Genomic DNA, 25948 nt, shown 5'->3' on the forward strand with positions numbered 1-25948 from the left:
ATGTCCGTATCCCCCACCAAGCCTGGCCGCGTCGTCGTCGGCATGTCCGGCGGCGTCGATTCCTCCGTCACCGCCTGGCTGCTCAAGCAACAAGGCTATGAGGTCGTCGGCCTGTTCATGAAGAACTGGGAAGACGACGACGATTCCGAATACTGCTCCACGCGGCAAGACCTGCTGGACGCCGCCAGCGTGGCCGACCTCATCGGCGTGGAGTTCGAGTTCGTCAACTTCGCCTCCGAATACAAAGACCGCGTCTTCGCCGACTTCCTGCGCGAATATGCCGCCGGCCGCACGCCGAATCCCGACGTGCTGTGCAATGCCGAGATCAAGTTCAAGGCCTTCCTCGACCACGCCATGGCGCTGGGCGCCGAGCACATCGCCACGGGCCACTACGCGCGCCGGCGCACGGTCGACGGCCCGAACGGCTCCGAACACCAACTGCTGAAGGCCGTCGACGCCAGCAAGGACCAGAGCTACTTCCTGCACCGCCTGAACCAGGCGCAGCTGGCGCGCACGCTGTTCCCGCTGGGCGAACTGCACAAGACCGAAGTGCGCCGCATCGCGCACGAGATCGGCCTGCACAACGCGGCCAAGAAGGACTCCACCGGCATCTGCTTCATCGGCGAGCGCCCGTTCCGCGAATTCCTCAACCGCTATCTGCCCACCGCGCCGGGCCCCATCCTGACGCCCGAGGGGCAGAAGGTCGGCACGCACCATGGCCTGTCCTTCTACACGATGGGCCAGCGCAAGGGCCTGGGCGTGGGGGGCGTGAAGGGACGCCAGAACGACGACGGCACCGCCGACGCCTGGTACGCGGCGCGCAAGGACCTGGAAAAGAACGTGCTGTACGTCGTGCAGGGCCACGATCACCCGTGGCTGCTGTCCAATGAGTTGAAGGCGCAGGACGCCAGCTGGATCGCCGGTCATGCGCCCGCCGCCGCCACGTACGGCGCGAAGACCCGCTACCGGCAGGCCGACGCCGCCTGCGTGCTGACGGACGCCGGCGAGGCCGCCTTCCGGCTGGCCTTCACGCAGGACCAATGGGCCGTCACGCCCGGCCAGTCGGCCGTGCTGTATGACGGCGATGTGTGCCTGGGGGGCGGTATCATCGCGTGATCGCGCGGCGGTGGGGATGCGCACGCATTTCCCACGGCCATCATCAGCACAGGCGCGCGCGGCGCCAGGTAGCGGCCTGCCGCTCATATAAAGGGAAGGGGAGCTTCGCGTGGATATCTCGATCGTGCTGTGCCTGCTGGCATTGGGCGCAGTGGCCGGCTTCGCCGCGGGTTTGCTGGGCATCGGCGGCGGCATGCTGCTGGTGCCGTTCCTCACCATGATCTTCACCCTGCAGGGCATGCCCCGGGATCTGGTCGTGCACGCGGCCATCGCCACGTCGATGACCTCGATCCTGTTCACCTCGCTGTCCAGCATCCGCGCGCACCAGAAGAAGGGCACCATCCAGTGGCGCATCGTGTTCGCGATGGCGCCGGGCATCATCGTCGGCGGCCTGCTGTCGGGCGGCGCGGCGTTCGCCGCCTTGAACACGGCCTGGCTGTCGCTGTTCTTCTCGTTGTTCGTGGGCTATTCGGCCTTCAACATGCTGCGCAACACCAAGCCCAAGCCCAGCCGCCAGATGCCGGGTTTCGCCGGCACCAGCGCGGCCGGCGTGGGCATCGGCTTCATCTCGGGCCTGGTGGGCGCGGGCGGCGGCTTCCTGTCGGTGCCGTTCATGGTGTGGTGCAACGTGGCGCTGCACAGCGCCGTGTCGACCTCCGCCGCCCTGGGCTTTCCGATCGCCTTGGCCAACAGCGTGGGCTACGTGCTGTCGGGCATCCGGGAAGAAAGCATGCAACCCGGCATGCTGGGCTTCATCTATTGGCCCGCGCTGCTGGCGCTGGTCTGCGCCAGCGTGCTGACGGCGCCCGCGGGGGCGCGCATGGCGCACAAGCTGCCGGTGGCCACGCTCAAGCGGGTGTTCGCCTGCCTGCTGTTCGCCCTGTCGGCGTACATGCTGGTGAAGGCCTGGCAGGCGTTTGCCTGAGCCGGGACGGCGTCCGCCGAGCCCTCATCACGAGGGCGCTCGGGGTCTCATGCCACCGGCATGCCGCGACGGGTTGGCGCGACGGGTTGGCGCGGCATGGCGCACCGCACGCGCGGCAGACAAAAAAGGCGGACCCTCGTGGTCCGCCTTCGCGTTTCTGGATGCCGCGACCCGCGACCGAGCGTCAGGCCGTTTGCGGCGCCGTGTCGATGAACGACTGGCGCGCCGACAGCTTGTCGTAGTGGCGGGCCAGGTTGGCGTGGTTGGCGCGCCAGTTCAGGTCGGGGAAGCGCAGGTCCAGGTAGCCCAGCGCGCAGCCCAGCGCGATGTCGGCCAGGCTGTAGTTCACGCCCATGCAGTGGGGATGGTCGCCCAGGCTCTTGTCCATGGCGTCGAGGCTGGCCTCGATCTTGCCGTACTGGCGTTCGATCCAGTCGGCGCCTTGCTGGGCCTCGGGGCGCTGGCGCTCCTTGACGATGAGCACGCAGGCATCCAGCACGCCGTCGGCGATGGCTTCCCAGCACTTGACCGCCGCGCGCTCGCGGCCGGATTGCGGCAGCAGGCGGGCCACGGGAGACAGGGTGTCGAGGTACTCGACGATGACGCGCGAGTCGAACAGCGCGCCGCCGTCTTCCATGACCAGGCACGGAACCTTGCCCAGCGGGTTGAACTTCTGGATCTGCGTGTCGGCGGCCCAGACGTTCTCGAGCTCGAGCTTGTAGTCCAGCTTCTTCTCGGCCATGACGACACGTACTTTACGGACGTAAGGACTGGTAAGCGAGCCGATCAGTTTCATGGAGTCACGGAAAAGGCATAGTCGGAAAGCGGGCCGAAGTATAGCAGGCCCAAAGGGCCGGCCGGCCGGGGCGGGCCGCGGGCGATGCGCGGGTGCGACAGTATTACAGGGGGTGCAATGATAAAATCGGGCCCGTTTCATGAAGCATGTGCAACGCTTCTTCCCGATCTCGGAAGACGGCGTGGTTTCCAATCCTCCCCGTCCTGCCGCCGCGCTGAGTCCTTCGCGCCCGTTTTCTTCCTCCTCTATTTTTTCCAGACAAATCATGCAGATTGCCGACCAGCTTACCCAACTCAATGCGCTTTCGCCACTGGACGGACGCTATGCGTCGCGCGGCGATGCGCTGCGGGGGCTGCTGTCCGAGGCCGGCTTCATGGCGCATCGCGTCGAGGTCGAGGTGGCCTGGCTGGTGGCGTTGTCCGACGCCGGCCTGCCCGAGCTCAAGCCCTTCACCCAAGAGGCCCGCCAACGCCTGGCCGCCCTGGTGCGGAATTTCTCCGAAGCCGATGCCCGCCGCATCAAGGAAATCGAGCGCACCACCAACCACGACGTCAAGGCCGTCGAGTACTGGCTGAAAGAGCAGGTGGCCGACCACGCCGAGCTGGCCGCCGCCGCCGAGTTCATCCACTTCGCCTGCACGTCGGAAGACATCAACAACACCTCGCATGCGCTGATGCTGGGCCGCGCCCGCACCGATGTGGTGGTGCCTCGCCTGCGCCAATTGGCCGCCAAGCTGACCGAAATGGCCGCCGTCCAGGCCGACCAGCCGATGCTGTCGCGCACGCACGGCCAGCCCGCCAGCCCCACCACGCTGGGCAAGGAATTCGCCAACGTGGCCGCGCGCCTGCTGCGCGCCATCGAGGCCATTGAAAAGGTCGAGCCGCTGGCCAAGCTGAACGGCGCCACCGGCAACTACAACGCCCACCTGTCGGCCTACCCGGAAATCGAGTGGCCCGAGTTCAGCCGCAACGTGCTGGCCGGCCTGGGCCTGACCCAGAACCGCCATACCATCCAGATCGAACCGCACGACTGGATGGCCGCGCTGTTCGACGCCATCTCGCGCGCCAACGTCATCATCCTGGACCTGGACCGCGACATCTGGGGCTACGTCTCGCTGGGCTACTTCAAGCAGCGCCTGAAGGAAGGCGAGGTCGGCTCGTCGACCATGCCGCACAAGGTCAACCCGATCGACTTCGAGAACTCCGAAGGCAACCTGGGCCTGGCCAACGCCGTGCTGCGCCACCTGTCCGAGAAGCTGCCGGTGTCGCGCTGGCAGCGCGACCTGACCGACTCCACCGTGCTGCGCAACCTGGGCGTGGGCCTGGGCTACTGCCTGGTGGCCTGGGACGCCTGCCTGCGCGGCCTGGAAAAGCTCGAGGTCAACACGGCCGCCATCGATGCCGACATCGACGCGTGCTGGGAAGTGCTGGCCGAGCCGGTGCAGACCGTCATGCGCCGCTACGGCCTGCCGCAGCCCTACGAGCAATTGAAGGCGCTGACCCGCGGCAAGGGCATCACCGAAGAGGCGCTGCGCGAGTTCATCACGGGCTTGGCCCTGCCGGCGCACGCCAAGCAGCGCCTGCTCGACATGACGCCGCGTTCTTATCTCGGATTGGCCGCGAACCTCGCCCGGCAGGTATAGTCCAAGCGGGGCGCGAGGAACGCGCGCGCCGCTCGCGTCCACTCCTGGTAGTGGTCGATGCGGTGCGTGCCGCGGGCGCGCACTGTCCGATTCACTCCAGGAGTTGATAGATGAAGAAATTGTTTGCGGCCGCTCTGGTGGCCTGTACGGGGGCCGCCTTCTGGGCGGCTCCGGCGCAAGCGCAATTCGCAAAGCCTGAAGACGCCGTCAAGTACCGCCAATCGGCCCTGTCCCTGATTGCTTCGCATTTCGGCCGCATGCAGCCGGTGGTGCGCGGCCAGGCGCCGTTCGATGCCGCCCAGGTCAAGGCCAATGTGCAAGTCCTGCAGACGCTGTCCGCGCTGCCGTGGGCGGCTTTCGGCGCCGGCACCGAGGGTGGCCACGCGCTGCCCGCGGTCTGGAGCGACGCGGCCGACTTCAAGCAGAAACAGGATGCCTTCCGCGCCAATGTGGACAAGCTGGCCGCGGCCGCCGATTCGGGCGACCTGGCCCAGTTGCGCGCCGCCTACGGCGACGTGGGCGCCAGCTGCAAGGCCTGCCACGACTCCTATCGCCAGAAGCGCTGAGGCTTCCGGCCCCGGGGCGGCCCCGGTGTCAGTACGACATCGAGGCCGTCGCTTCCAGCGACTGTATCCACCACACCAGGCCAGCCACACAGGCGGCCAGCACCAGCCCCCGCAGCCATACGGCGGGGCCGTCTTCGCTCGGTTGGGCGTCGTCGGCCAGTTGGCCGGCCGGCATGTCGCCGGAAATCATCGCGCGCACCAGTTTCTGGCGGCGCACCAGCGTATACCAGGCGATGGCGGCCAAGTGCAGCCCCACCAGCGCGACCATGATCCACTCGTTGCTGTGATGCAGCCAGGCCAGGAAGCTGGACGAGGACTCGTCGATCCGGCCATACAGCGGGCCCTGCACCATGATGTCGTCGGTGATGAACAGGCCCGAGGCGGCCTGTACGCCGATCGCCAGCAGCATGGCCAGCACCGACAGCGCGCCCAACGGATTGTGGCCGCCTTGCGCCGAGGCGCCGCGCAAGTAGGCCATCAGCGCGCCCGGCCCCCGCACGAAGTTGAAGAAACGGGCATGGCGCGGGCCGATGAAGCCCCAGACGATGCGGAACACCACCAGGCCGAAGGCCGCCAGGCCCAGGCGCACGTGCCAGTCCATATACAGGCCGCCCAGCTTCACACAGACGTAGGCGCCGACGACACAGGCGGCAAACGCCCAGTGGAACAGTCGGGTGGGCACATCCCAGATGCGCACCGAGTGGCGGGAATAGGGCATGGCGAGGCTGCTGGAGTGGGGAACCGGGGCACTCTAGCACGCATGGGCACGTGCTCGTGCCCATGGGTCGGCAAGATTTCAGCAGGCGGCCGCGCGGCGCTGCACCGATTCGACGCGATGCACGTGCTCGTGGCGGAAGCGGATGCGCGTCTGCTTGCTGGCGTCGCCGCCGTTGCAGCGGACCAGATCGGTGGTGTAGGTGACCGTGCCGTTCAGCGGCGCGTTGTAGATGACCTGGGCGCGGATGGACGGGCCTTCCGCCGGCTGCAGATGGACGATGTCGCCGACGTGGATGGGCGTGTCGTCCAGCGGGGTGTGCTGCGGACGGCTCAGCAGCATGGGGGTGATCGTTTTTTTCATAGGATTCTCTCTTTGAGTTGTTATGGGGACTGCGATGCGCGGGCGAACCCGAGCGTAAAGAACGGACCAATATGGCCCGAACGCGTTGCAACAGCGTGACCGCAGAATCGCGATGACGTGACAAGACGGCTGCGTTCCGAAGCCAGGGCCAAAGGCGCCTGCCATGCCGGGGAAATGCGAGGCATCGCCGGGGTGAATACGCCGATGCAAGGCACCTGGGATGCACTTTTCGACGCAGGGTGACTCGGCCCAAGGGCACGAGAACTGGTTTGCCGATTAGCGCATCGGAAACCCGATAAAGGTTCGACCGCCTGACTTGATGAATGGCTCGGTCAGGGCGTTGGATGGATCTTGGGGAAGGTCGATACCAGACGGGGGCCGCAGCTGTTTTGCGTGATTATTCTGTGGCTGCTGAGGCAAACTTTCAACACTATATGCGTAACCACTTGTTTTGTCAAGATGTTTTGTCGCGCCTCTGTCACAGTCCGCTTCGATGGCAACAATTTCCACGCCAGCGCGCCGCCAGGCTTGCCGTGGGATAAGCTGCGCAGCGCCGCTTGAATTTGCCCGCCGATGCGACCCTCCTTGTATCGCCCGTTCTATTGTGTGCTTGGCCTGTGCCTGCTGGCGCTGGCCGGCTGCGTGGATCGCGAGCCGCAGCAGCGCGCCGCCTTCATCCTGTTCCTGCAGACCCGCGTGACCGCGTCGCCCGGCGCGCTGGTGCGCCCGCCGTCCGAGCCTGAGCGCGAGGCGCTGGGCGGCTACACCCGCCAGTACGAGGTCATCAGCGATTTCCAGGAGACGTTGAAGGACAGCATGGCGGACATGGGCGAGGCGGTGCGCGTTTTGACGCTGCACAGCCTGGCCGAGGTCGCGGCGCGCGGCATGCGGTTCCAGGCATTGCAGACGCGCCTGGCGCAATCGAGGCAGGCCCTGCTGAAGGCGCGTGCGCGGGCCGACGAGGCGCGCGCGGCGTTGCTGCAGGCGGACGATCTGAAGCAGGCTTTCACGCCGGCGTATCACAAGGCGGTGACCGAGCCTGCCGGCACCTTGCTGGCGTTGTATCCCACGATGGAGGACACCTTGGGCGATGCGGGGCGCGTGGCCGCCTATGCGCAATCGCATGAGGAGCAACTGGTGGTGGATGGCGCGCTGGCGCAGGTGCGGGATCCCTCGGTCCAGGCGCAATTCAATACGCTTCTGGCGCGGCTCAATGGCCGATCGGGCGACATCGACGCGGCACAGCGCCAGTTGAGCGCGCTGAAGTCGCCCACTCCTTGATTCTTTGTAACTCGTACAATGGCCGGTCCTCGCGCAGGGCGCGGCCCTATGGATGGCTCATGAGCAAGATCAGCTTGATGCACAGCAGAACGTTCCACTACCTGCTGATCGTGGTTTCCCTTGCCTTCGCGTGGGTGCTCCTGCCGTTCTGGAGCGCCGTGTTCTGGGGCGGCACGCTGGCGATCCTGTTCGCGCCGGTGCAGCGCCGCATCATCAACCGTGTGGGCGGACGGCGCAATCTGGCCGCGTTGCTCACGCTGGCCATGGTGCTGCTGCTGGTCATCCTGCCGCTGGCCATGATCGCGGGCGCGCTGGTGCAGGAAGGCGCCAATCTCTATCAGAGCATGCGTTCCGGCAACCTGGATTTCGGCAAGTTCTTCCAGCAGGCCATCAGCGCGCTGCCCGAACCCGTGCACGACATGCTGGCGCGCTTCGACGTCGGCGACGTCAGGAGCATCCAGGACAAGCTCACGTCCGGCGCCATGCAGGCCAGCCAGTTCCTGGCGACCCAGGCGTTCAACATCGGCCAGGACACGTTCCAGTTCCTCATCAGCTTCGGCGTGATGATGTATCTGCTGTTCTTCCTGCTTCGCGACGGCTCGGCCCTGTCGCGCCGCGTGCGCCGCGCCGTGCCGCTGTCCGACATGCACAAGCAGCATCTGTTCCGCAAGTTCACCACGGTGATCCGCGCCACGGTCAAGGGCAACGTCGCCGTGGCCGCCGCGCAGGGCACGCTGGGCGGCATCATCTTCTGGGTGCTGGGCATCCAGGGCGCGCTGCTGTGGGGCGTGGTGATGGCGTTCCTGTCGCTGCTGCCGGCCATCGGCGCGGGCCTGATCTGGGCGCCGGTGGCCATCTATTTCCTGCTGACGGGCGACACCTGGCAGGGCATCGTGCTGATCCTGTTCGGCGTGCTGGTCATCGGCATGGTCGACAACGTGCTGCGCCCCATCCTGGTGGGCAAGGACACCAAGCTGCCTGATTATCTGGTGCTGATTTCCACGCTGGGCGGCATGGCGCTGTTCGGCCTGAACGGCTTCGTCATCGGACCGTTGATCGCCGCGCTGTTCGTGGCGTGCTGGGATCTGTTCTCGCCGCCGGAAGAGGTGGGCGACCAGACGAATCCGCCGCCGGGCGTGTCGTGATATCGGGTTGTTGGCCATGATCCGACGCTATCTGCGCCATGCATTGACTGCCGCGCTGTCCTGCTCCGCCTTGACCGCCTTGCCCGCATCGGCGCGCATGCTGTGCACCCTCGTCGCCGATGCCTCCGATGGCCGCATCCTGGTCCAGCAGGGTACGCAGGGCGATTGCACGTCGCGCTACACGCCCGCCTCGTCGTTCAAGCTGCCCATCGCCCTGATGGGCTTCGACGCGGGCATCCTGCAAGACGCACACACGCCGACGTGGTCATACGAATCGACGTACCCCGACTGGGGCGGCGAGGAATGGCGCAAGCCCGCCGATCCCGAACGCTGGATCAAATACTCCATCGTCTGGTATTCGCAGCAGGTCGCCAGGCGGCTGGGTCAGAAGCGCTTCCAGCAATACACCACGGCATTCCAGTACGGCAACGAAGACGTGTCAGGCGACGCCGGCAAGCACAATGGCCTGGATGGCGCGTGGATCGTATCGTCGCTGCGCGTCTCGCCGATGGAGCAGATCGGTTTCCTGCGCAAGCTGGTGAACCGGCGGTTGCCGGTCAGGCCCGAGGTCTATGGCATGGTCGAGCCGCTGTTCGAGATCGATCCGTCGCGCGAGGGATGGCATGTCTACGGCAAGACGGGCACGGGATCTCCGGGCGATAACGGCAGATACGACCGCGAGCATGCCTATGGCTGGTTCGTGGGCTGGGCGCGCAAGGACGGGCGCCAGGTGGTGTTCGCGCGCCTGATCCAGGACGAGAAGGCGACGGCGCCGGCGGCGGGGCTGCGGGCGAGGGATCAGATGTTGAGCCAGTGGGCGGGCATGATGGCCGCTTCCGCCAGGCCGTAGCGCAGGGGGCGCGGGTTGGCCAGGCGCACGGACCGATGCGCGCGGCTCCCGTACAATCCGTCCCCGTGTCCAGACGTCGTCCCACCCGAAAGCCCCGCTCGCGCAAGGCAGGCTCCGCCGCAAGGTTCCTGCGCGCCTTGGTCGCCTCCGCGACCGTCTCCTTCAGCGCGGCAACGTACTACCTGAATTCAGGGTTTCCGGATTGGTTTCCCGTCCCGGGATCGTCCTTCCCCGATGCACCGGTCAGTGCGCAGGCGCAGACCCGTTTTGCGTCTTGCCGCCAGTTCTTCCCCGCCGAAACGCCGCCCATCGTGCCCGAAGCGGGCGGGCGGCGGGAGTTGTGCTTCTCCGGCTTCGCCGTGCTGTACGACGGCGGCCGCAAGACGCCCGTGTTCGTGGCCGAGCGCCTGAACCGCAAGTCATTGGCAAGGGGCCAGGACCTGGAGCGCACCGACCGCTTCTACGCCGAAGCGCGCCTGCCGGCATGGGAGCGCGCGCAGCTCGACGACTACCGCGGGTCGGGCTATGCGCGCGGGCACATGGCGCCGGCGGCAGACATGGCCACGGAAGAGGCCATGGCGCAGAGCTTCTCGCTGGCCAACATCGTGCCGCAGAACCCCACGCAGAACTCCGGGCCGTGGAACCACATCGAGCAGGACACGCGCAAGTACGTGATGCGCGCGGCGGGCGATGTGTACGTGATCACCGGGCCGGTGTATGAGGGCAGGCCGAAGACCATCGGCGCGGGCGTGGCGGTGCCGAGCTACGTCTACAAGGTGGTGTACGACGCCACGACGCGCAAGGCGTGGGTGCATTGGCAGGGGAACCAGGCGGATGCGCGGGCGGGGGCGCCGATCAGTTATGGCGAGTTCGTGCGCAGGACGGGATTGAAGGTGCTGCCTGGCGTGCCGCCTCGCTGATGGACCAGAATTTCAGCTTTGAGGCCTGATGCCTCGGCCCGGCGTCATGCCTGCGGTTCGTCCGCGTCGTCCCAGTAAGAGACGACGGCTTGGGGCTTCACCTTGGTGCGGTGTCGGCCCGTCGTCGAGCATCGCCGGGGCCAGCCGGTAGCGGCGGCGGTCCGGGCAGGGGGGCCTGGGAGTTCGAGTGGGAACGGGGAATCGGGCGATAAGCCGGCGCCGGCGGCTGTCTGTATTTCAGTCTGTCACGCCTTGGTAACTTTCATGTCACGTCACGCCGTCATCATGCATCCCTCCCCACTTGGTGCCTGTTTAGTGCCGCGTCCCGCCGTCCTAATCTGCCGATCAATCGCCTGGCGCGAGATACTGGCTCGCGGCGGACGGCGCGCGCCCTGCGATACCCGGCGGTCTGGCAAAGGACGCGATTCGTGGCGTCCCGGCTGAACGATGGCCGCCAGGCCGGCGGCTTGGCGTGGTGGACGTTGGCACTGGTTTTCTGGGCCAGCGCCGCGGCCTGCGCGCAGACACCCGTTGGCCAATTGATCGACTTCGACATCCCGGCGCAGCCGCTGGACCAGGCCCTCAACCGCTACGGGGAAACCGCCGGACTCTCTGCCCTGTATCCGAGCGACCTGCCCCTGGGCCTGCGCTCCTCGCCTGTGCATGGACGCTATGCCCCGGAAGAAGCGCTGCGGCGCCTGCTGCGCGGCACGGGGCTGGTGCTGGCCAAGGCGGCCACCCCGCACGGGGAGGTATTCCGCCTGACCCGTCCGGTCGCCGCCCAGAAGACGGGCAATCGCGCGGCGGCTGGCGCAAACGGCGCAGCCGGCTACCTGCCCCGGCTGCAGGCTGCGGTGATGCAGGTTCTTTGCGGCGATGGGCGGACCGCGCCCGGCAGCTATGGATCGATGTTCGAGGTAGCCGTCGATGAAACGGGCGGCGCTGCCGCCGTGGCGGTGATCAGTTCCTCGGGCGATGCGCGCCGTGACGCGGCATTGCTGGCGGGGCTGCGCCAGGTGCGGACCGGCCCGCCGCCGCCGGCCTCGGCGCATGTGCCGTACCTGTTCACGCTGCGGCCGGCGCCCGCCGGCGCCCCATCGCCCTGTCTGTCTGCTGCTGGCGGCGCGCCATGACCTTCCCGCGGCCCACCGTGCTGGATTACCTGACCCAACGCTACGCCAGCCTGAAAACCCTGCTGACCCGCCGGCTGGGCAACCCGGACCTGGCCAGCGACGCGCTGCATGACACCTATATCCGCCTGCAGGGTATGGACGCGCTGCCCGAGCGGGAGCAGCCAGGGGCGTACCTGGTCAGAGTGGCCACCAATATCGCGCGGGACATGCAGCGCAAGGATAGTCACACCGTCTCCGGTGAAGAGGTCGAGGCCGCGCTGCAGCGCCTGGCCGACTCCGGCCCGGACCCGGCCCAGGCCGCGCAGGCACGCATCGACCTGGACATCCTGACGCAACTGGTCGAACGGATGCCCGAGCGGCGGCGTGTCATCATGATCATGGTCCATTGGGAAGGCATCGCGCGCAACGAAGTCGCCCAGCGCCTGGGCATCTCGCGGCGTACGCTGGAGACAGAATTGCAGCGCGCCCACGAGCGCCTAGCCGAGTTTTTCCGTGAACCCTGAAAATAACCTGCATAGCCGCCGCCCGTCATACGTGTATATGGACAAGGTTCTTGAACGCGCCGTCTGCCGCGCATGCCCCTGACGATGGCTTCCTATTCCGACCACGAGGACGCGGTTTCGGTCGAGGCGCTGGAGCGCCAGGCCCTGGCGTGGCTGCGCCGGCTGACCTCGAACGAGGCGACGGCGGCCGAACTGCGCGAGTTCGAGCAGTGGGTGGCCGCAAGCCCGGCGCACCGCGCGGCCTACCGCAGGGCCAAGGCCGTCTGGGACGCGTTCAAGCCCTCTGCCGGCAGAGTGGCGCGCGCCCATCCGGGTATCGTCGCCAACTATGAAGGCGCCCAGCGCAGCCGCCGGCGCACGCGCCGCGCCGTGCTGGGCCTGGGCGCGGCTGCCGCGGCCAGCGCTGGCGTCGCCGTTCTGCATCCGCCCCTGGGGCTCTGGCCTTCGCTTGCCGAATGGGGCGCCGACTATCGAACCGACGCGGGCGAGCAGCGCACCCTGGCCCTGGCCGAGGGTGTGGATGTGACGCTCAATACCCGCACCAGTGTGCGCCGGCAGACCGCAGGCGGACAGCTTGTAGGGCTGAATCTGCTTTCGGGCGAGACCGCCATTGACCTGGCCGGCGGCCACCGCTTCACGGTACGCGCCGGCGCCGGGAGCAGCGTGGCCGAGGCCAGCCGGCTTGAAGTGCGGTACCTGTACGACAAGGTCTGCGTCACCTGCCTGGAAGGTGCCGTCGCCGTCGAGCACTCCGCCGCCACCCGGCAACTGGCCGCGGGCGAGCAGACCGTCTACGACGACCAGGCCATCGGCGGTGTCGCCCGGATCGATCCCAAGGTGGTATCGGCCTGGCGCCGCGGCTTGCTGATCTTCGACCAGACCCGGCTGGACGAGGCCATTGCCGAGATAAACCGCTACCGGCCCGGCCGCGTGGTCCTCGCCAACGACGCGCTGCGAAGCCAACGGGTCAGCGGCAACTTCCAGATCAGCGCACCTGACCAGGCGATCGCTCAGTTGCAATACATGTTTCATCTACGCGCCCGATCCCTGGGCGGCGTGCTGATCCTGAGCTAGACGGGCCGCGTACCCCCGCCGGCTCGGGCTCTGCTCATCGCCCTGCACGCAGGCCCAACGGGCCGTTGCCATCCCGGCAGTGCGCTATCCGCCTTGGGGGCCGGCGGTAAAAAAAGCTGCATAGCTTGGCCTGCTCATACGTGTATCTATATCAGAGGGATCCTGGCGGGGTGGCCGACCGCTTCCGCCAGCAAGCCTTCTGCATGGATCATGGATGCGGTCGTCCGTAGGCGGCCCGGGACACGCGCGATGAAGGAAAAGATAGCGATGAGCACGCAGGGGCAGGGATACCAAGCAAAGCGTAGGAACAAACCGGGGCGTTTTGCGCTGGCGCCCGTGGCGCTGGCGCTGGCCGCCACCGGCATGGTCGGGACCGTCCATGCTCAACAAGCATTCGGTGGCGCCTGGTTCGCCGCCAAGGGCGCACAGCAGGCCGTCCGCCAGAACGGCCCGTCGCCGGGGGCTGCCGCCCTGGCGAATCGCAACAGCCCGGCAAGCCAGTCGGCTGCGGCCCGGCAGAAACTCCAGACCTCGATCGGCAACCTGAACCGCGCGGCCCAGGCCATCGCCGCGCAGCAGGCAATCCAGCGCGAGGCACGGCAATCGGCGCTGGCGGGCGGCGCTTCGGTGCCCGATGGCCTGGCCGAAGGCGGCCTGAAGGTCGATACGAACTCCCTGACCGCCGGCTGGCTCAACGCCAGGTCGCCTGTGCAAAGCACGTCTGGCGGCCGCACCCACGTCAACATCGAACAGACCGCCGGCCGCGCCATCCTGAACTGGGAAACCTTCAACGTGGGCAAGAACACCACGGTGAATTTCCAGCAGAACCGGGACTGGGCGGTGCTCAACCGCGTCAACGATCCGCAGGCGCGCCCCAGCCAGATCCAGGGCCAGATCAAGGCCGACGGCACGGTGATGATCGCCAACCGCAACGGCGTGATATTTACCGGCAGCAGCCAGGCCAATGTGCGCAACCTGGTGGTGGCCGCGGCCACGATCACGGATGACCAGTTCACCAACCGCGGCCTGTACGTGGACAGCAACGGCACGCAGCCGACCTTCACCGGGGCGCTGGGCAAGGTCGAGGTGCAGGCAGGCGCGCAGATCGCCACCGCCGCACCGGCGTCGTCCACCGTCCGCGGCGGCTACGTGCTGCTTCTCGGCGGCGAGGTGCATAACGCGGGCGAGATCGCCACGCCCAAGGGCCAGACGGCATTGGCCGCCGGCGACAGCTTCTATATCCGCAGGGGCGCAGGCACGAACGGCAACGCTACCTCCACGACGGCCGGCAGCGAAATCTCTACCGCCCGCGCCGCAGACAGCGCTGCCGGCACGGTCCTCAATACCGGCCTGATTACCGCCGCCACGGGCGACATCACGATGACGGGCCACGACGTGACTCAGGCCGGCGTGGCCGTGGTGACGACTTCGATCGGCCAGCGCGGCACCCTTCATCTGTCCACGCGCGCCAGCGACGCCACGGGCACCGTGACGCTGGCCGAGGGCAGCACCACCGCCGCGCTGCTGGACCTGTCGGACACCACCGCACTCGACAGCCAGCGCGATGCCGCCCTGGAGAAGCTGGGTACGACGATGACCAACAACGTCACCGGCGTCTATGACAACCTGAGCACGATCACGGACCGTACCGACCTCTCGCGCATCGAGATCGTCAGCGGCAACACCGTGGCTTTCCAGGGCGATTCCACGACACTGGCCACCGGCGGCGAAATCGCTGTGCACGCCCGGCAACGCACGCTCGTCGATGCGGGCGCAACGCTGGACGTGTCCGGCGCCGTGGGCGTGCAGGTGGCGATGGAGGCGAACAACCTCAAGATCAATGTCCAGGGCAACGAGCAACGAGATGCGCCGGTCAATCGCGAGAGCGGGAACCTGAACAACCTGGATATCTGGGTTGATCGCCGCGGCCTGGTCCTGGTACCGGCTGGCACCAACGGGTACGAGGCAGACCGTTGGTACACCGCTGGCGGCCTGCTGGAAGTCAGCGGCTACCTGGCGACCGATGGCCGCGGCGTAGGCGAATGGATGGCCCAGGGCGGCACGGTCACCGTCACGGGCAACGATCTGGTCACGCGCGCGGGATCGAACATCAACCTGTCCGGCGGCACACTGGACGTGGCGACCGGCTACATCAACCAGAGTTGGCTGAGGGGCGCGGACGGGCGTTTGTACGAAGTGTCCCGCGCGCCGGGGGACTTGCTGTACACCGGTGTTTATCGTGGCTACGAACTGACCAGCCAGCGCTGGGGCGCGACCCAATACTTCCACAGCCCGCTGATCGGGCCGGCTCGGCGAAGGGAAGGCGGCTACACGGTGGGCCGCGATGCCGGCAAGCTGGTGGCCGCCACCCGCAACGCCGTACTCGAAGGCAACATCGCCAGCGACGTATACCAAGGCCCGCGCCAAGCGCAGGCCGTGCAGGTGGGCCTGGACGGGTACTACCAGTCGCAGTGGGCGGTCGCGCGGGCGGGGCAGTTGATCGTGGGGCAATACGACCCGATCTACGACGCAGATGCCAGGCTATTGCAGTTTGGACTGACGCCCATGCTCGACAGTGTAAAGCTGGCGGAAGTGGACGAACGCATCGCGGATGGCTTGCAGTTGAACGATGCGGTGACGCAGGACCGCCAGGGAAAGCTGGTGCTGGATGCCCGCATGCTGAACGACAGAGGGCTGGGCGCGGTGCGCATCGCCGCCAAGGAAAGCGTTTCCGTCGAGAGTGCATTGACGGTGGCGCCAGGCGGCGAGATCTTGCTGTACGCGCCGAAGGTGGAAGTGACAGCGGACCTCACGGCGCGCAGCGGCACGATCCGATTGGGAAATGTATTGGCACAACCGTACGCGACGGTGTCGGCAGACGGCGTGACGTATGGGCTCAGGGATGTGAGCGTGTCCGTGCCCCCTGGCGCCCGGGGCGGCGTGCTGGTGCGGGAAGGTGCCGTACTGGACGCTAAGGGCCTGATGACGGATCTGCGCGGCGGTGCCGGCAGCAACGGCGATTCAGCCCATGTCGATGGCGGCACGGTAGCCATTCGTTCAAGCGAGGGAGCGGTACTCGCAACGGGATCGCTGATCGATGTTTCATCGGGCGTGACCCTGCAGGCCGACGGCAGCATAGCCGCAGGAACGGGGGGGGATTTGATGCTGGCAGTCGAGACCGCGTCGGCGACTGCGGACGCCCGGTTGCAACTGGAGGGAGCATTGGCCGGATACGGCGTCATTGACGCTGGTACTCTGACCATCCAGGCACCACGCGTGAGCATCGGCTCGCAGTCACGGGACAATGCGCTGGTGTTGTCAGCGGATTTCTTCGACACGGGTTTCGCCAGCTACCGGGTGATCGGGGAACAGGGGCTGGAAGTGGCTGAAGGTACCGAGGTGAAGGTACGACGCCCGCTGTACCGTTTCCATGAAGACGTCCTCCGTACGGCCAGCGGAATTCGCCGGCAGCTCGCGCTGGAGCCCTGGCTGGCGCCGTTGTACGAGGAACGGCCGGTCAGCGGCGAATTGGCGAAGCGTCCTGGTGCGAGCCTGTTTCTGCAGGCCGGCACACGTCAGACCGGCGCCGGGCAAGAAACCGGCATCGTGCTCGACATCGCCCGCGGGAGCCTGCTGGAAGTCGATCCCGGGCAGCGCATCGAGTTGCGCAGCGTCGGCCAGTTGAACGTGGACGGACGGTTGAATGCCTGGGGCGGATCGATCGAACTGGGCAGCGTGGCGTTACCCGATCCGGTGCGCGATCAGACTGAAAGCGTGGGGCACCAGCGCGCCATCCGCGTTGGCGAGCGGGGCGTACTCGATGTCGCGGCGCGCGCCGAGACCGCGCTGGACTTCCGGGGACGACGCTACGGTCTGGTGGCCGATGGCGGCAGCATTGTCATCGGGGGCTCGGTCGAGCATGCCATCGGCAAGGCCGATGCCGCCGAACTGTTCATCGACCTGCGGCCGGGAAGCCTCTTGGATGCTTCCGGCGCCCAGGCGCAATTGGATGTGCCTGGCTTGGGGCGAACCCTGGTCAATAGCGCCGGCGGCAGTATTTCCCTCGCGTCGGCCAACGGACTCTACCTGGACGGCGACCTGCGCGCCTTCGCAGGAGGTGACGGTGCAGCGGCCGGCAGCCTGACCGTGGCGCTGGCCACGCCCAACTATCTGGCCAACTTGGCGACCAATAAGGTGCTGCGGCCACGCGAACTGATCGTGGGCCAGCAGCGCGATGTCGTCGAGGGCGGCCCGGATTCTTATGTCTATGGCCATGGCCGCCTGGCGGCGAGCCAAGTGAAGGGCGGCGGCTTCGGTGACCTCACCCTTTTCAGCGACGGCCTGCTGACTTTCGCCGGCGACCTGGACTTGAGCCTTGGACAGCGTCTGCGCCTTTACAGCGGCGCATTGGGATTGAGCGAACATGCCGCTGGCAACAGCCGGGTCAGATTGTCTGCGCCTTCCTTGCTGCTGGCCGGAGCGTTCGCCTGGGACGACATCACGGAGAACAACGAAACACGGCCACTGCCAACCCGCTTGTTCCTGGTTTCCAGGCAGCCCAGCGAGGCGCTCTTCGAAGCCAGCGGGCAGGTGCTGGATATTCGCGACAGTCTGGTCTTCGGCTCGCGCGGCAGTTTCCGCGACGCCGAGGGCGGGACGCAGACGATCGACCGGCGTGGCTTCGACCGTGTCGAGCTGTCCAGCACGGGCGACATGCGCATGCTGGCGGGGAACGCGATGCCTGTCGAGCGCATCGATACCCAGGTGCTCAGCGCTGGCGATCTACTGATCCGCGTGGCGCAACTCTATCCCGGCACGGGGGCGGGCGCGCGCATCTTCGCCGGCTACGGATACCAGGCCGATGGCGCCGCGCCGGCGTTCGACCCGGCGCGCAGCCTGCGTATCGAGCGCAACGGCGCGATGACGCCGGAGCAACCCCTGGCGGTCTTCGGACGCTTGTCGCTGGGGGCGGCAAACGTCTTTCAGGGCGGCGTCGTGCGTGCCCCATTGGGCTATCTGGAAATCGGCCAGAACAGTGGAACCACCGGCACGACCGGCAGGGTAGAGTTGTTGCCCGGCAGTCTTACCTCGGTCAGCGGCGCTGGCCTGACGCTGCCTTACGGTGGCACGGTGGATGGGCAGGCCTGGCGCTATGCCGGGAAGGACGTTGTTTTGACCGGCGTGGGCGGCAGTTCCAACGGCAGAGTGCTGGAAACCGGAGTCGATCTGGGCGGCGTATCCGTGCGGGTGGCATCCGGCGCGACGCTGGATCTTTCCGGCGGCGGCGAACTGCGCGGCGCAGGTTTTATCTCTGGTCGCGGCGGCTCCACGGACGCGCGCTACAACCCGCTGGTGCGTGTCGACAAGGACGGCCGCTTCAGCCTGCCGGGGTTGGCCGACAACCCGATCTACGCCATCGTACCCGGCGTCCAGCGCACCTCGCCGGTGGCCGCTGAAGAGGGGGCTGTCGACCCGCTGGTCGGCCAGCAGATCAGCATCGGCAGCGGCGTGCCCGGCCTGCCGGCCGGGACCTACACCTTGCTGCCGTCGACCTACGCTCTGCTGCCCGGCGCGTACCGGGTCGAACTCAACGGCGAGGCCGGGCTGGGCCGGGCGGCACCCACCCAGCTCATGCGCAGCGGCTCCTGGTCCCTGGCCGGGCAGTTGTCCCTGGCCGGCACTGGGGTGCGCGACGAGCTGTACCGTCAGGTACTGCTGACCCCGGCGGATGCGCTGCGGCGTCATTCCCAGTACAACGAGACGAGCTACAGCGACTTTGCCAGGGCCGATGCCGCCCGCCGCGGCATCCCACGGCCGATGCTGCCGGTGGATGCGCGCAGCCTGCGTCTCAAGCTGAGCGCAGGTGGCGGCGCCGATGCGCTGGCGTTCGACGGCACGGGATTGTTCCAAGCCGCCAGCGGCGGTTACGGCGGTAGCCTGGTGGTAACGGCGGATAGGCAGCGAATCGAGATTGTCGGCGCCCGCGCGCAGGCCAGCGAGGGCTTCGAGGGCGTAACGCTGCGGGCCGACGATCTCAATGCCTTCGGTGCGGCACGCATGGTGATCGGCTCGACGCCAACGGTTCTCTACGGGCAGGACGGCAACTATGTCACTTTCGACATCACCAATACCGTCCGAAGCATCGTCCTGCGCAACGGCGCCGAACTGGCCGCACCCGAGGTGTTTCTCCTGGCGAGCCGGCCGGGGGAGGAGGCGATCAGCCTTGAACAAGGCGCCGCCATCGTCACCCTGGGGAAGGGGGCCGCGGCCTACGATGCGCGGGATGGCTTCCTGTATGCGCCGGGGAGCCGTTCCATGCTCGCCTTGTCGAACGGCGTGCTGAACGTTTTGCCGCCGACAGCCGGAACGCCGGAAGAGGGTCCCGGCGACATCCTGCTTGGCGTTCCGGCTGCCGGCGCTGTCGAGGGCGAAACCCGGTTGTATTCCGAGGGGACGCTGGTCGCGGCCACCGACAAGCGCTTCGTGCTCGACAGCAGCGTGCGTTACGGCACGCGCAACCTTACCCTGGCGGCGGGCGGCTTCAATGTGGGCGATCAGGCGCTGCTGACCGACTTGGCCCAGCGCGGTGTGCTGCCGACAGGATTGGCGTTCGACCAGGGGCTGCTCGACCGCCTGCTGCAGGGCGATACCTCGGTGGGCGCTCCGGCCCTGGAAACGCTGGTGCTGAACGCCCGCGATGCGTTCAGCTTCTATGGCGACGTCAGCCTCGACTCCTACGATCCGGCGACAGGCCGTTCCCGCTTGTCGCGCCTGGTATTGGGCACGCCGGCGATCTATGGCTACGGCGATAGCGGCAGCGTTGCCTCGATCCGTACCTCCAACTTGATCTGGAACGGGGCGCAGACCCCACCTTTGGGAGTCGTCGCTGGCGGCGCAGGCACTGGTCGGGGCACGCTGGATATCCGCAGTGAACGCCTGGAGTTTGGCTACGGTCCCTTCAGCCAGCCCAGTTCCATCAACAGCTACCAGCGTCTGGTGCTGGGCTTCTCTACGGTCAACCTGGCGGCCAGCGAGCGGATCACCGCCAACCACAAGGGCAGCCTCTCGGTCTACCAAAGCAGGGGCGAGTACCAGGCCGGCAGTGGCTACGCATACAGCGGTGGCGACCTCAACCTGATCACTCCCTTGCTCACCGGCCAAGCGGGCTCGCGCAACAGCCTGGTGGCGGGCGGTGCGTTGCAGGTTCGTGCCGGGGCAGATGGCGCGGCTTCTATGCCGGTCGGACTGGCCAGTGGCGCCCTGGGGGCGGAGCTGTCTCTGGAAGGCGCCAGCCTGCTGCTGGACAGCCGTGTCGGCCTGCCCAGCGGCAAGTTGAACCTGACCGCGCAGCAGGATCTGGAACTGGGTGCCGGCGCCCAGCTCGATCTGGCCGGGCGCGCGCTGCGTTTCGACGACGTGACCCGCTACAGCTGGGGCGGCGAAGTCAACCTGCTGAGCCACGGCGGCGACATCCGCCAGGCCGGCGCTTCGAGCATCGACCTGTCGGCGAGCCACAACCAGGCCGGTCGCCTGACGGCGGTCGCGCTGGACAGCGCGGCCGGCGTGGTCGACCTGCAAGGGCAGATCCTGGCGGCGAGCAGCGGCGAGTACGATGCCGGCGGGACGCTGGTGCCGTATGCCGCGGGCAGCGTCGAGATCCGTGCCCAGCTGCTGGGCGAGGACGGTACGCCTGACAGCCGGTTCGCCGCTCTCAACCAGCGCCTGAATGCCGGCCAGGTGTTCGGCGCGCGCAGTTTCCAGATCAAGCAAGGCGACCTGAACATCGGCAGTGACGTCAAGGCCTCGACGATCGAGGTGTCGCTGGATGGCGGCCACCTGAGCGTGAATGGCGTCCTCGACGCCAGCGGCGAGCAGGTCGGCAGCATCCGCCTGGCCGGCAAGCAGGGCCTGCGCATCGGCAGTGAGGCGCTACTCGATGCCCATGGGCGGCGTCTGCGGGTGGACAGCTACGGCAAGATCATCGATTCCCCGAACCGCGCGCTGATCGAACTGAACGCCGGAGACGGGCTGCTCAGCCTCGGCGTCGGCGCCCGTATCGACCTGCGCCACGGCACCGAGGTGGCCGCGGGAAGCGCGCCCGGGCAGAACGACGGCGTCGCCCGCGGCACCCTCGACCTGTACGCGCCGCGTCTGGGCGGGGCGACGGCGGGCGACATCGCCATCGACGCCGGGGGGGCGCTGCAGATCCTCGGTGCCCGTGCCATCACCCTCAGCGCCGTGCAGCGCTACGACGACGCGCCGAGCGCCGCGCAGCCGGCGAGCAACGGCCGGCCGTACCAGGAGATCACCCAGGCCTACCTGGATGGCAAGCACCAGCAGAGCGAACGGTTCATGCAGGCGGCGCTAGCCAATACCGCGTTGCTCGACGGCAAGCTGGCCGGCTTGAACAATGCGACCTACGCGGAAGCTTTCCATCTGCGCCCGGGACTGGAAATCGTCAGCGCTACGGCTGATGGCGACCTGGTGGTGCAGGGCGACCTGGACCTGTCTGGCTATCGTTATGCCAGCCTCAATCCGCGGACGGCGAAAACCCCGGTGTACGGCTCCGGCGAGGCAGGTTCGCTGGCGATCCGCGCCGGCGGCGACCTGAACATCTACGGCAGCGTCACCGACGGTTTCGCCCCGCCCCCGGAAACCGACGACGACCAGGGCTGGTTGCTGCTAGCCGGCCAGGATCGCCTGGGTGGCGATCGGGTGGTGCCGAGGGCTGGCGTGCGCCTGGACGACGGCAGCTTCTTCCCGGCCGGCAAGACGCTCAACTTCGAACTGCCGATCAAGGCCATGACCCTGGCCGCCGGTACCCGGCTGCCGGTCGAGGCGGTGCTCAGCCAGCCGCTGCAACTGCCGGCGGGAACGGTGCTCGAGGGGGCGTTGCGGGATGCCGCCGGCAACCTGCTCCGGCCGGCCGGCAGCCTGCTCGGCGAGGCTCTGAGCCTGCCCGCCGGCACTCGCCTCGGCGCCGGCAGCCGTCTGCCGCTGGCGGTGCCCGTGACGGGGATGACCTGGCCGGGCGGCGTGCCGCTACCTGGCCGTGCGACGCTGGCCAACGGCGAAGCCGACGGCGTGCGCCTGGCTGGCGGGCTGGCCTTGCGCGCCGGGGCTTTCCTGCCGGCCGGCAGCGACATACGCCTGCCCGATGGTGCCGCCTCGGTGGACGTACGCCCGGCCGGCGCGGTGTCGCGCAACTGGGCCATCTCGCCGATGCTGGCGGCCGGTTCGCAGTCCTGGAACCTGCGCCTGGTGGCCGGCGCCGACCTGCAGGCGGCCGATCCGCGGCTGACCGATCCGCGCTCCAGCGGACAGATGCGCCTCGCCGATACGCACTACGGCATGCGCCGCATACCGGCAGCAGGTGGTGGGCTGGTATGGACCCAGGAAGGGGTGGATGAATGGGGCGACCCCAGCATCAAACCTGGTGACCCACTGGATCCGGAGGCTTTGGGCTACCCGACTATTTGCGATGATTTCCCAACCTGGTGTGCAGCGAGTTCGGGCGGCATGGTATGGACCCAGGAAGGGGTGGACGGGTGGGGTGACCCTGGAGACACCAGCGTCTATCCCGGAGCGCCAGTCGATCCCGAAAGTCTGGGTTGGCCAACGATGTGCGATGAAAACCCCACATGGTGTGCTGCCGCTAGCGAGGATTATGCTCTGGAGGTAGGGCCATACGATTCACGTTTCAGCGTGCTGCGCACCGGCACCGGCGATCTCGATCTGTACGCCGCCGGCAACCTGCGCATGGATTCGCCGTTCGGGGTCTACACCGCCGGTACCGCGAGCGCGGTCGATTCCCGCTACAACCTGCCGCGTGCCAGGGACGGCGGCAGCGTCCTGCGCGATTCGGCGCTGGGCGGCTACGAGCAATGGGTGGACGGCGGCGAACAGAGCCTCTACAGCGCCTGGTACCCGACCCTGGGCGGCAACCTGACGCTGGCGGTCGGTGGCGATCTGCGTGGCGATGTGCTGGGCCGGTTGTCCGGCGCCGTACCCAACACCGGCTACGACTCGGCCGCCGCCGGCAACTGGCTCTGGCGCCAGGGCAGCGGTTCGACCGCCGGTACGGCCGACGCCACCGCCTGGTGGATCAATTTCGGTACCTATGCCCGCCAGCAAGGCAGCGATGGAGTGGCTGCCGCCACGCAGCAGGTGGGCTTCACCGGCATCGGCACTCTGGGTGGTGGAGACCTGAGCCTGAAGGTCGCGGGCGATGCGGGCGTCATCGAGGCGCGCACGTCCAGCGTTCGCAGTCAGGGGCTGGTGCTGGCGGTGGGCGGTAGCGGCCGGGTGGGCGCCGATGGCCAACTGACCCTGAGCGGCGGCGGCGACATGGACGTACGCATCGGCGGCGCGCTCAACCCGTTGACGCCCTTCGATCAGGGCAGTTCGCTGTACGGCGCGATGGTCAACCTGCGCGGCAATGCCCAGCTCCGGGCGACGAGCCTGGGCGGTATCGATCTGATCTATGGCCGTCTGGATGACCTGCAGGTTCCGGGCGAACGGCGCGCCTACGATCCCTTCGTCTCGACCCTCGGCCTGGCCAACGGCGGGCCGACACTGGTGCCGGGCGACGCCACCTTCAGCCTGAACAGCCTGAGTGACCTGGTGCTGCAGGGGGTGGTCGATCCCGGGCGGACGCCGTTGATGAACGGCACCCCCTATACCAGCGCCAGCGGTGTCGAGGGGTACGGCCTGAGCGGTTTCTCGTTGTGGACCGAACGCACGGCGATCGACCTGACGTCGGCGGGAGGCAACCTGACCCCGGTTTCCCTAGGCAGGACGGAACAGGAGACCGATTCCGCGCTGGTCTATCCGGCGAAGCTGTCGGCCGTGGCGCTGACCGGCAGCCTCTATTATGGCAACGCGACACTCCGCTCAAACGCTCGCAGCGACAGAACCGCGCTGGTCTTGGCGCCGTCGAGTCAGGGCCGTCTCGACCTGCTGGCCGGCGACTCCATCTACGCCGGCGGCTATAGCATCAGCCGTTCCGGCGCCAGCACCGGCAGCCTGGCCACGCCGCTGAATCCGAGCTACCAGGGCTACACCGGGATCACGCGGCAGGTCGACAATCTGTCCAGCGACGGCAGCCGCGCCAACCAGGATCACTTCCCGTTGTTCGCTTTCGGCGCCAACAGCGTCTCTGGCGAAAGGGGCACGGCGCTGGAACCGTCGCGCTTCTATGCCCTTGCGGGCGATCTGGTCGGTGTCGACAGTGGCCGGCTGCTGCGCTACACCGAGACGAGCGATATGCGTTTCGGCCAGTTACGTTACGAGGGCCATGGCGCGGTGCGCATGATCGCCGGCCGTGACATCGTCAGCAGTGGCACCGGGTTGGGCGTCGAGCGGACCGTGTTTGACAGCATGGGGAGCTACGCCAGCAGCGGCAATCTGTTCGTCAATACCTCGGCTACCGACGTGTCGCTGGTGCGGGCGGGGCGCGACATCCTCTACGGCAACTTCAACGTCGCCGGGCCGGGCAGCCTGGAGATCAGCGCCGGACGCAATCTGCTGATGGACGACGAGGTGGCGGTCACCAGCCTGGGGGCGGTCGCCCCGGGCGACGCTCGCTCTGGCGCCAGCGTGGTCCTGCAGGCAGGCGCCAACCAGGCGGACATTTCCGGCTTCCTCCAGCGCTACCTGGACGCCGCCAGCCTGGCGCGGGCGGGAGCGCCCCTGGCCGAGCAGCCCGGCAAGGTAGTGCGGACCTATGAAAGCGATCTGGTCGAATGGCTGGCCGGGCGTTACGGCTTCAGCGGCGACGGCCAGCAGGCGCGGGAATTCCTCGCCGATTTGCCGGCCGAGCAGCAGCGGATCTTTGCCCGCGAGGTGTACTTCGCCGAGCTCAGGGCCGGTGGCCGCGAGTATAACGAGGCCGGTGGGTTGCGCCAGGGCAGCTACCTGCGCGGGCGCAACGCTATCGCTGCGCTGTTCCCCGAGCACGATGCCGCTGGTAATCCAATCCGTTACAGCGGTGACATCATCATGTATGGCGGCGCCGGAGTGCATACCAACTTCGGCGGTGACATCCAGTTGCTCACTCCGGGTGGCCAGCAGGTGTTCGGCATCGAAGGCGAGGCGCCGCCGTCCACGGCTGGTGTCATCACCCAGGGGCGAGGCAGCATTCAACTCTATGCAGCGGGTAGCATCCTGCTGGGCCAAAGCCGCATCATGACGACTTTCGGTGGCAACGTCTTTGCCTGGTCCGCTCAAGGCGACATCAACGCGGGCAGGGGGGCGCGGACGACGGTAATCTATACCCCACCGCGTCGCGTCTACGACGCCTGGGCCAATGTGACGATCTCACCGGACGTACCCAGCACCGGCGCGGGCATCGCCACGCTGGCGCCGATCGCCGAAGTGCCGGCTGGCGACATCGACCTGATCGCACCGCTAGGCACGATCGACGCGGGTGAAGCGGGCATCCGGTCTTCGGGCAGCGTCAACGTCGCGGCCTTGCAGGTGGTCAATGCGGCCAACATTCAGGCGCAGGGCGAGACGATTGGCGTGCCCACCATCGCGGCGGTCAATGTTTCGGCCCTGACGAGTGCCAGCGCTGCATCGTCGTCGGCGGCCACGGCGGCGCAGCAGACGATCCAGAAGCAGCGCGCGGCAGCGCGTGATGCTCTGCCGGCGATCATTACGGTACGGATCGTCGGCTTCGGCAACGAAGCCTTGCACGATGACGGCAGCTACAGGCCCGCTCCCAGTTTGCCGGGAATGCCGCAAAGCAGCCTGCCAGGCGAGTCGCCGGACGTGTTGCAGGTCGTCGGCGAACAGCGGCAAGTCTACCCGCGGCAGTCCCGGTACGTGACCGACGGCCAGCGGCGCGATTTGCAGCAAGCCCAATAGCAGTCCATTCCCGTTACTCCCTTTGCCTGTCCCTTGCGGGACAGGCAGGGAC

15 protein-coding genes are annotated in these 25948 nt (G+C 67.5%); 12 read left to right on the forward strand and 3 right to left on the reverse strand.

The genetic code is table 11. The features are described 5' to 3' along the window. Window positions 1-1116, forward strand: coding sequence for a tRNA 2-thiouridine(34) synthase MnmA (gene mnmA / locus A6745_RS24985; RefSeq protein WP_066133506.1), 1116 nt, complete (start codon window positions 1-3; stop codon window positions 1114-1116). 121 nt (window positions 1117-1237) lie between these two features. Continuing rightward, a complete protein-coding gene (locus A6745_RS24990; protein ID WP_407922754.1) occupies window positions 1238-2041 on the forward strand; it encodes a sulfite exporter TauE/SafE family protein in 804 nt (267 codons plus the stop codon). A 184-nt stretch (window positions 2042-2225) separates the two neighbouring features. Here the strand turns inward: A6745_RS24990 and A6745_RS24995 are convergent, their stop codons facing one another. Then, entirely contained in the window at window positions 2226-2837 is a 612-nt protein-coding gene (locus A6745_RS24995; RefSeq protein ID WP_066133513.1) for a glutathione S-transferase, read from the reverse strand. Between the two features lie 265 nt (window positions 2838-3102). Here A6745_RS24995 and purB point away from each other — a divergent pair, with 265 nt between their 5' ends. Both purB and A6745_RS25005 read left to right on the forward strand, forming a co-directional pair. After that, entirely contained in the window at window positions 3103-4479 is a 1377-nt protein-coding gene (gene purB / locus A6745_RS25000) for an adenylosuccinate lyase (protein WP_066133516.1), read from the forward strand. A gap of 110 nt (window positions 4480-4589) precedes the next feature. Then, entirely contained in the window at window positions 4590-5045 is a 456-nt protein-coding gene (locus tag A6745_RS25005; protein WP_066133519.1) for a c-type cytochrome, read from the forward strand. Between the two features lie 28 nt (window positions 5046-5073). On the opposite strand, the gene A6745_RS25010 is transcribed toward A6745_RS25005, so the two are convergent. Next, window positions 5074-5763, reverse strand: coding sequence for a cytochrome b/b6 domain-containing protein (locus A6745_RS25010; protein WP_066133522.1), 690 nt, complete (start codon window positions 5761-5763; stop codon window positions 5074-5076). 78 nt (window positions 5764-5841) lie between these two features. Continuing rightward, the gene (locus tag A6745_RS25015) at window positions 5842-6123 is read right to left on the reverse strand and encodes a hypothetical protein (RefSeq protein ID WP_066133525.1); all 282 of its coding nucleotides are present in this window, start codon (window positions 6121-6123) and stop codon (window positions 5842-5844) included. A 573-nt stretch (window positions 6124-6696) separates the two neighbouring features. Between A6745_RS25015 and A6745_RS25020 the strand changes: the two genes are divergently transcribed. The 8 genes from A6745_RS25020 (at window position 6697) to A6745_RS25055 (ending at window position 25896) form a co-directional block, all read left to right on the forward strand. Continuing rightward, window positions 6697-7404 carry a DUF3053 family protein gene (locus A6745_RS25020; RefSeq protein WP_066133528.1) on the forward strand — a complete coding sequence of 236 codons (708 nt, stop codon included), beginning with the start codon at window positions 6697-6699 and terminating at the stop codon, window positions 7402-7404. Window positions 7405-7463: 59 nt separating this feature from the next. After that, window positions 7464-8549: an AI-2E family transporter gene (locus tag A6745_RS25025; protein ID WP_066133531.1), complete on the forward strand. Its 1086-nt coding sequence runs from the start codon at window positions 7464-7466 to the stop codon at window positions 8547-8549. 16 nt (window positions 8550-8565) lie between these two features. Next, window positions 8566-9399 carry a class D beta-lactamase gene (gene blaOXA, locus A6745_RS25030; RefSeq protein WP_066134802.1) on the forward strand — a complete coding sequence of 278 codons (834 nt, stop codon included), beginning with the start codon at window positions 8566-8568 and terminating at the stop codon, window positions 9397-9399. A gap of 137 nt (window positions 9400-9536) precedes the next feature. Then, window positions 9537-10319, forward strand: a complete 783-nt coding sequence (locus tag A6745_RS25035; protein ID WP_231886088.1) for a DNA/RNA non-specific endonuclease — start codon at window positions 9537-9539, stop codon at window positions 10317-10319. 428 nt (window positions 10320-10747) lie between these two features. Beyond that, window positions 10748-11452: a secretin and TonB N-terminal domain-containing protein gene (locus tag A6745_RS25040; RefSeq protein WP_066133534.1), complete on the forward strand. Its 705-nt coding sequence runs from the start codon at window positions 10748-10750 to the stop codon at window positions 11450-11452. Next, window positions 11449-11955: an RNA polymerase sigma factor gene (locus A6745_RS25045; RefSeq protein WP_066133537.1), complete on the forward strand. Its 507-nt coding sequence runs from the start codon at window positions 11449-11451 to the stop codon at window positions 11953-11955. The genes A6745_RS25040 and A6745_RS25045 overlap by 4 nt, the downstream gene beginning before the upstream one ends. 84 nt (window positions 11956-12039) lie before the next feature. Next, window positions 12040-13029 (forward strand): FecR family protein, encoded by a 990-nt coding sequence (locus tag A6745_RS25050; protein WP_066134808.1) that lies wholly within the window; start codon window positions 12040-12042, stop codon window positions 13027-13029. Between the two features lie 249 nt (window positions 13030-13278). Further along, window positions 13279-25896 carry a filamentous haemagglutinin family protein gene (locus tag A6745_RS25055; protein WP_197488230.1) on the forward strand — a complete coding sequence of 4206 codons (12618 nt, stop codon included), beginning with the start codon at window positions 13279-13281 and terminating at the stop codon, window positions 25894-25896. Window positions 25897-25948: the final 52 nt, after the last annotated feature.

Source organism: Bordetella ansorpii, from assembly GCF_900078705.1.
Taxonomy (GTDB): domain Bacteria; phylum Pseudomonadota; class Gammaproteobacteria; order Burkholderiales; family Burkholderiaceae_B; genus Bordetella; species Bordetella ansorpii_A.

What these genes read in the sequence shown, in the direction of transcription:
- A6745_RS25025 (WP_066133531.1), top strand. Translation starts at nt 7,464, where the DNA reads ATGAGCAAGATCAGCTTGATGCACAGCAGAACGTTCCACTACCTGCTG.
- purB (WP_066133516.1), top strand. Translation starts at nt 3,103, where the DNA reads ATGCAGATTGCCGACCAGCTTACCCAACTCAATGCGCTTTCGCCACTG.
- mnmA (WP_066133506.1), top strand. Translation starts at nt 1, where the DNA reads ATGTCCGTATCCCCCACCAAGCCTGGCCGCGTCGTCGTCGGCATGTCC.
- A6745_RS24995 (WP_066133513.1), bottom strand. Translation starts at nt 2,837, where the DNA reads ATGAAACTGATCGGCTCGCTTACCAGTCCTTACGTCCGTAAAGTACGT.
- blaOXA (WP_066134802.1), top strand. Translation starts at nt 8,566, where the DNA reads ATGATCCGACGCTATCTGCGCCATGCATTGACTGCCGCGCTGTCCTGC.
- A6745_RS25015 (WP_066133525.1), bottom strand. Translation starts at nt 6,123, where the DNA reads ATGAAAAAAACGATCACCCCCATGCTGCTGAGCCGTCCGCAGCACACC.
- A6745_RS25050 (WP_066134808.1), top strand. Translation starts at nt 12,040, where the DNA reads ATGGCTTCCTATTCCGACCACGAGGACGCGGTTTCGGTCGAGGCGCTG.
- A6745_RS25005 (WP_066133519.1), top strand. Translation starts at nt 4,590, where the DNA reads ATGAAGAAATTGTTTGCGGCCGCTCTGGTGGCCTGTACGGGGGCCGCC.
- A6745_RS25055 (WP_197488230.1), top strand. Translation starts at nt 13,279, where the DNA reads ATGAAGGAAAAGATAGCGATGAGCACGCAGGGGCAGGGATACCAAGCA.
- A6745_RS25045 (WP_066133537.1), top strand. Translation starts at nt 11,449, where the DNA reads ATGACCTTCCCGCGGCCCACCGTGCTGGATTACCTGACCCAACGCTAC.
- A6745_RS25010 (WP_066133522.1), bottom strand. Translation starts at nt 5,763, where the DNA reads ATGCCCTATTCCCGCCACTCGGTGCGCATCTGGGATGTGCCCACCCGA.
- A6745_RS25020 (WP_066133528.1), top strand. Translation starts at nt 6,697, where the DNA reads ATGCGACCCTCCTTGTATCGCCCGTTCTATTGTGTGCTTGGCCTGTGC.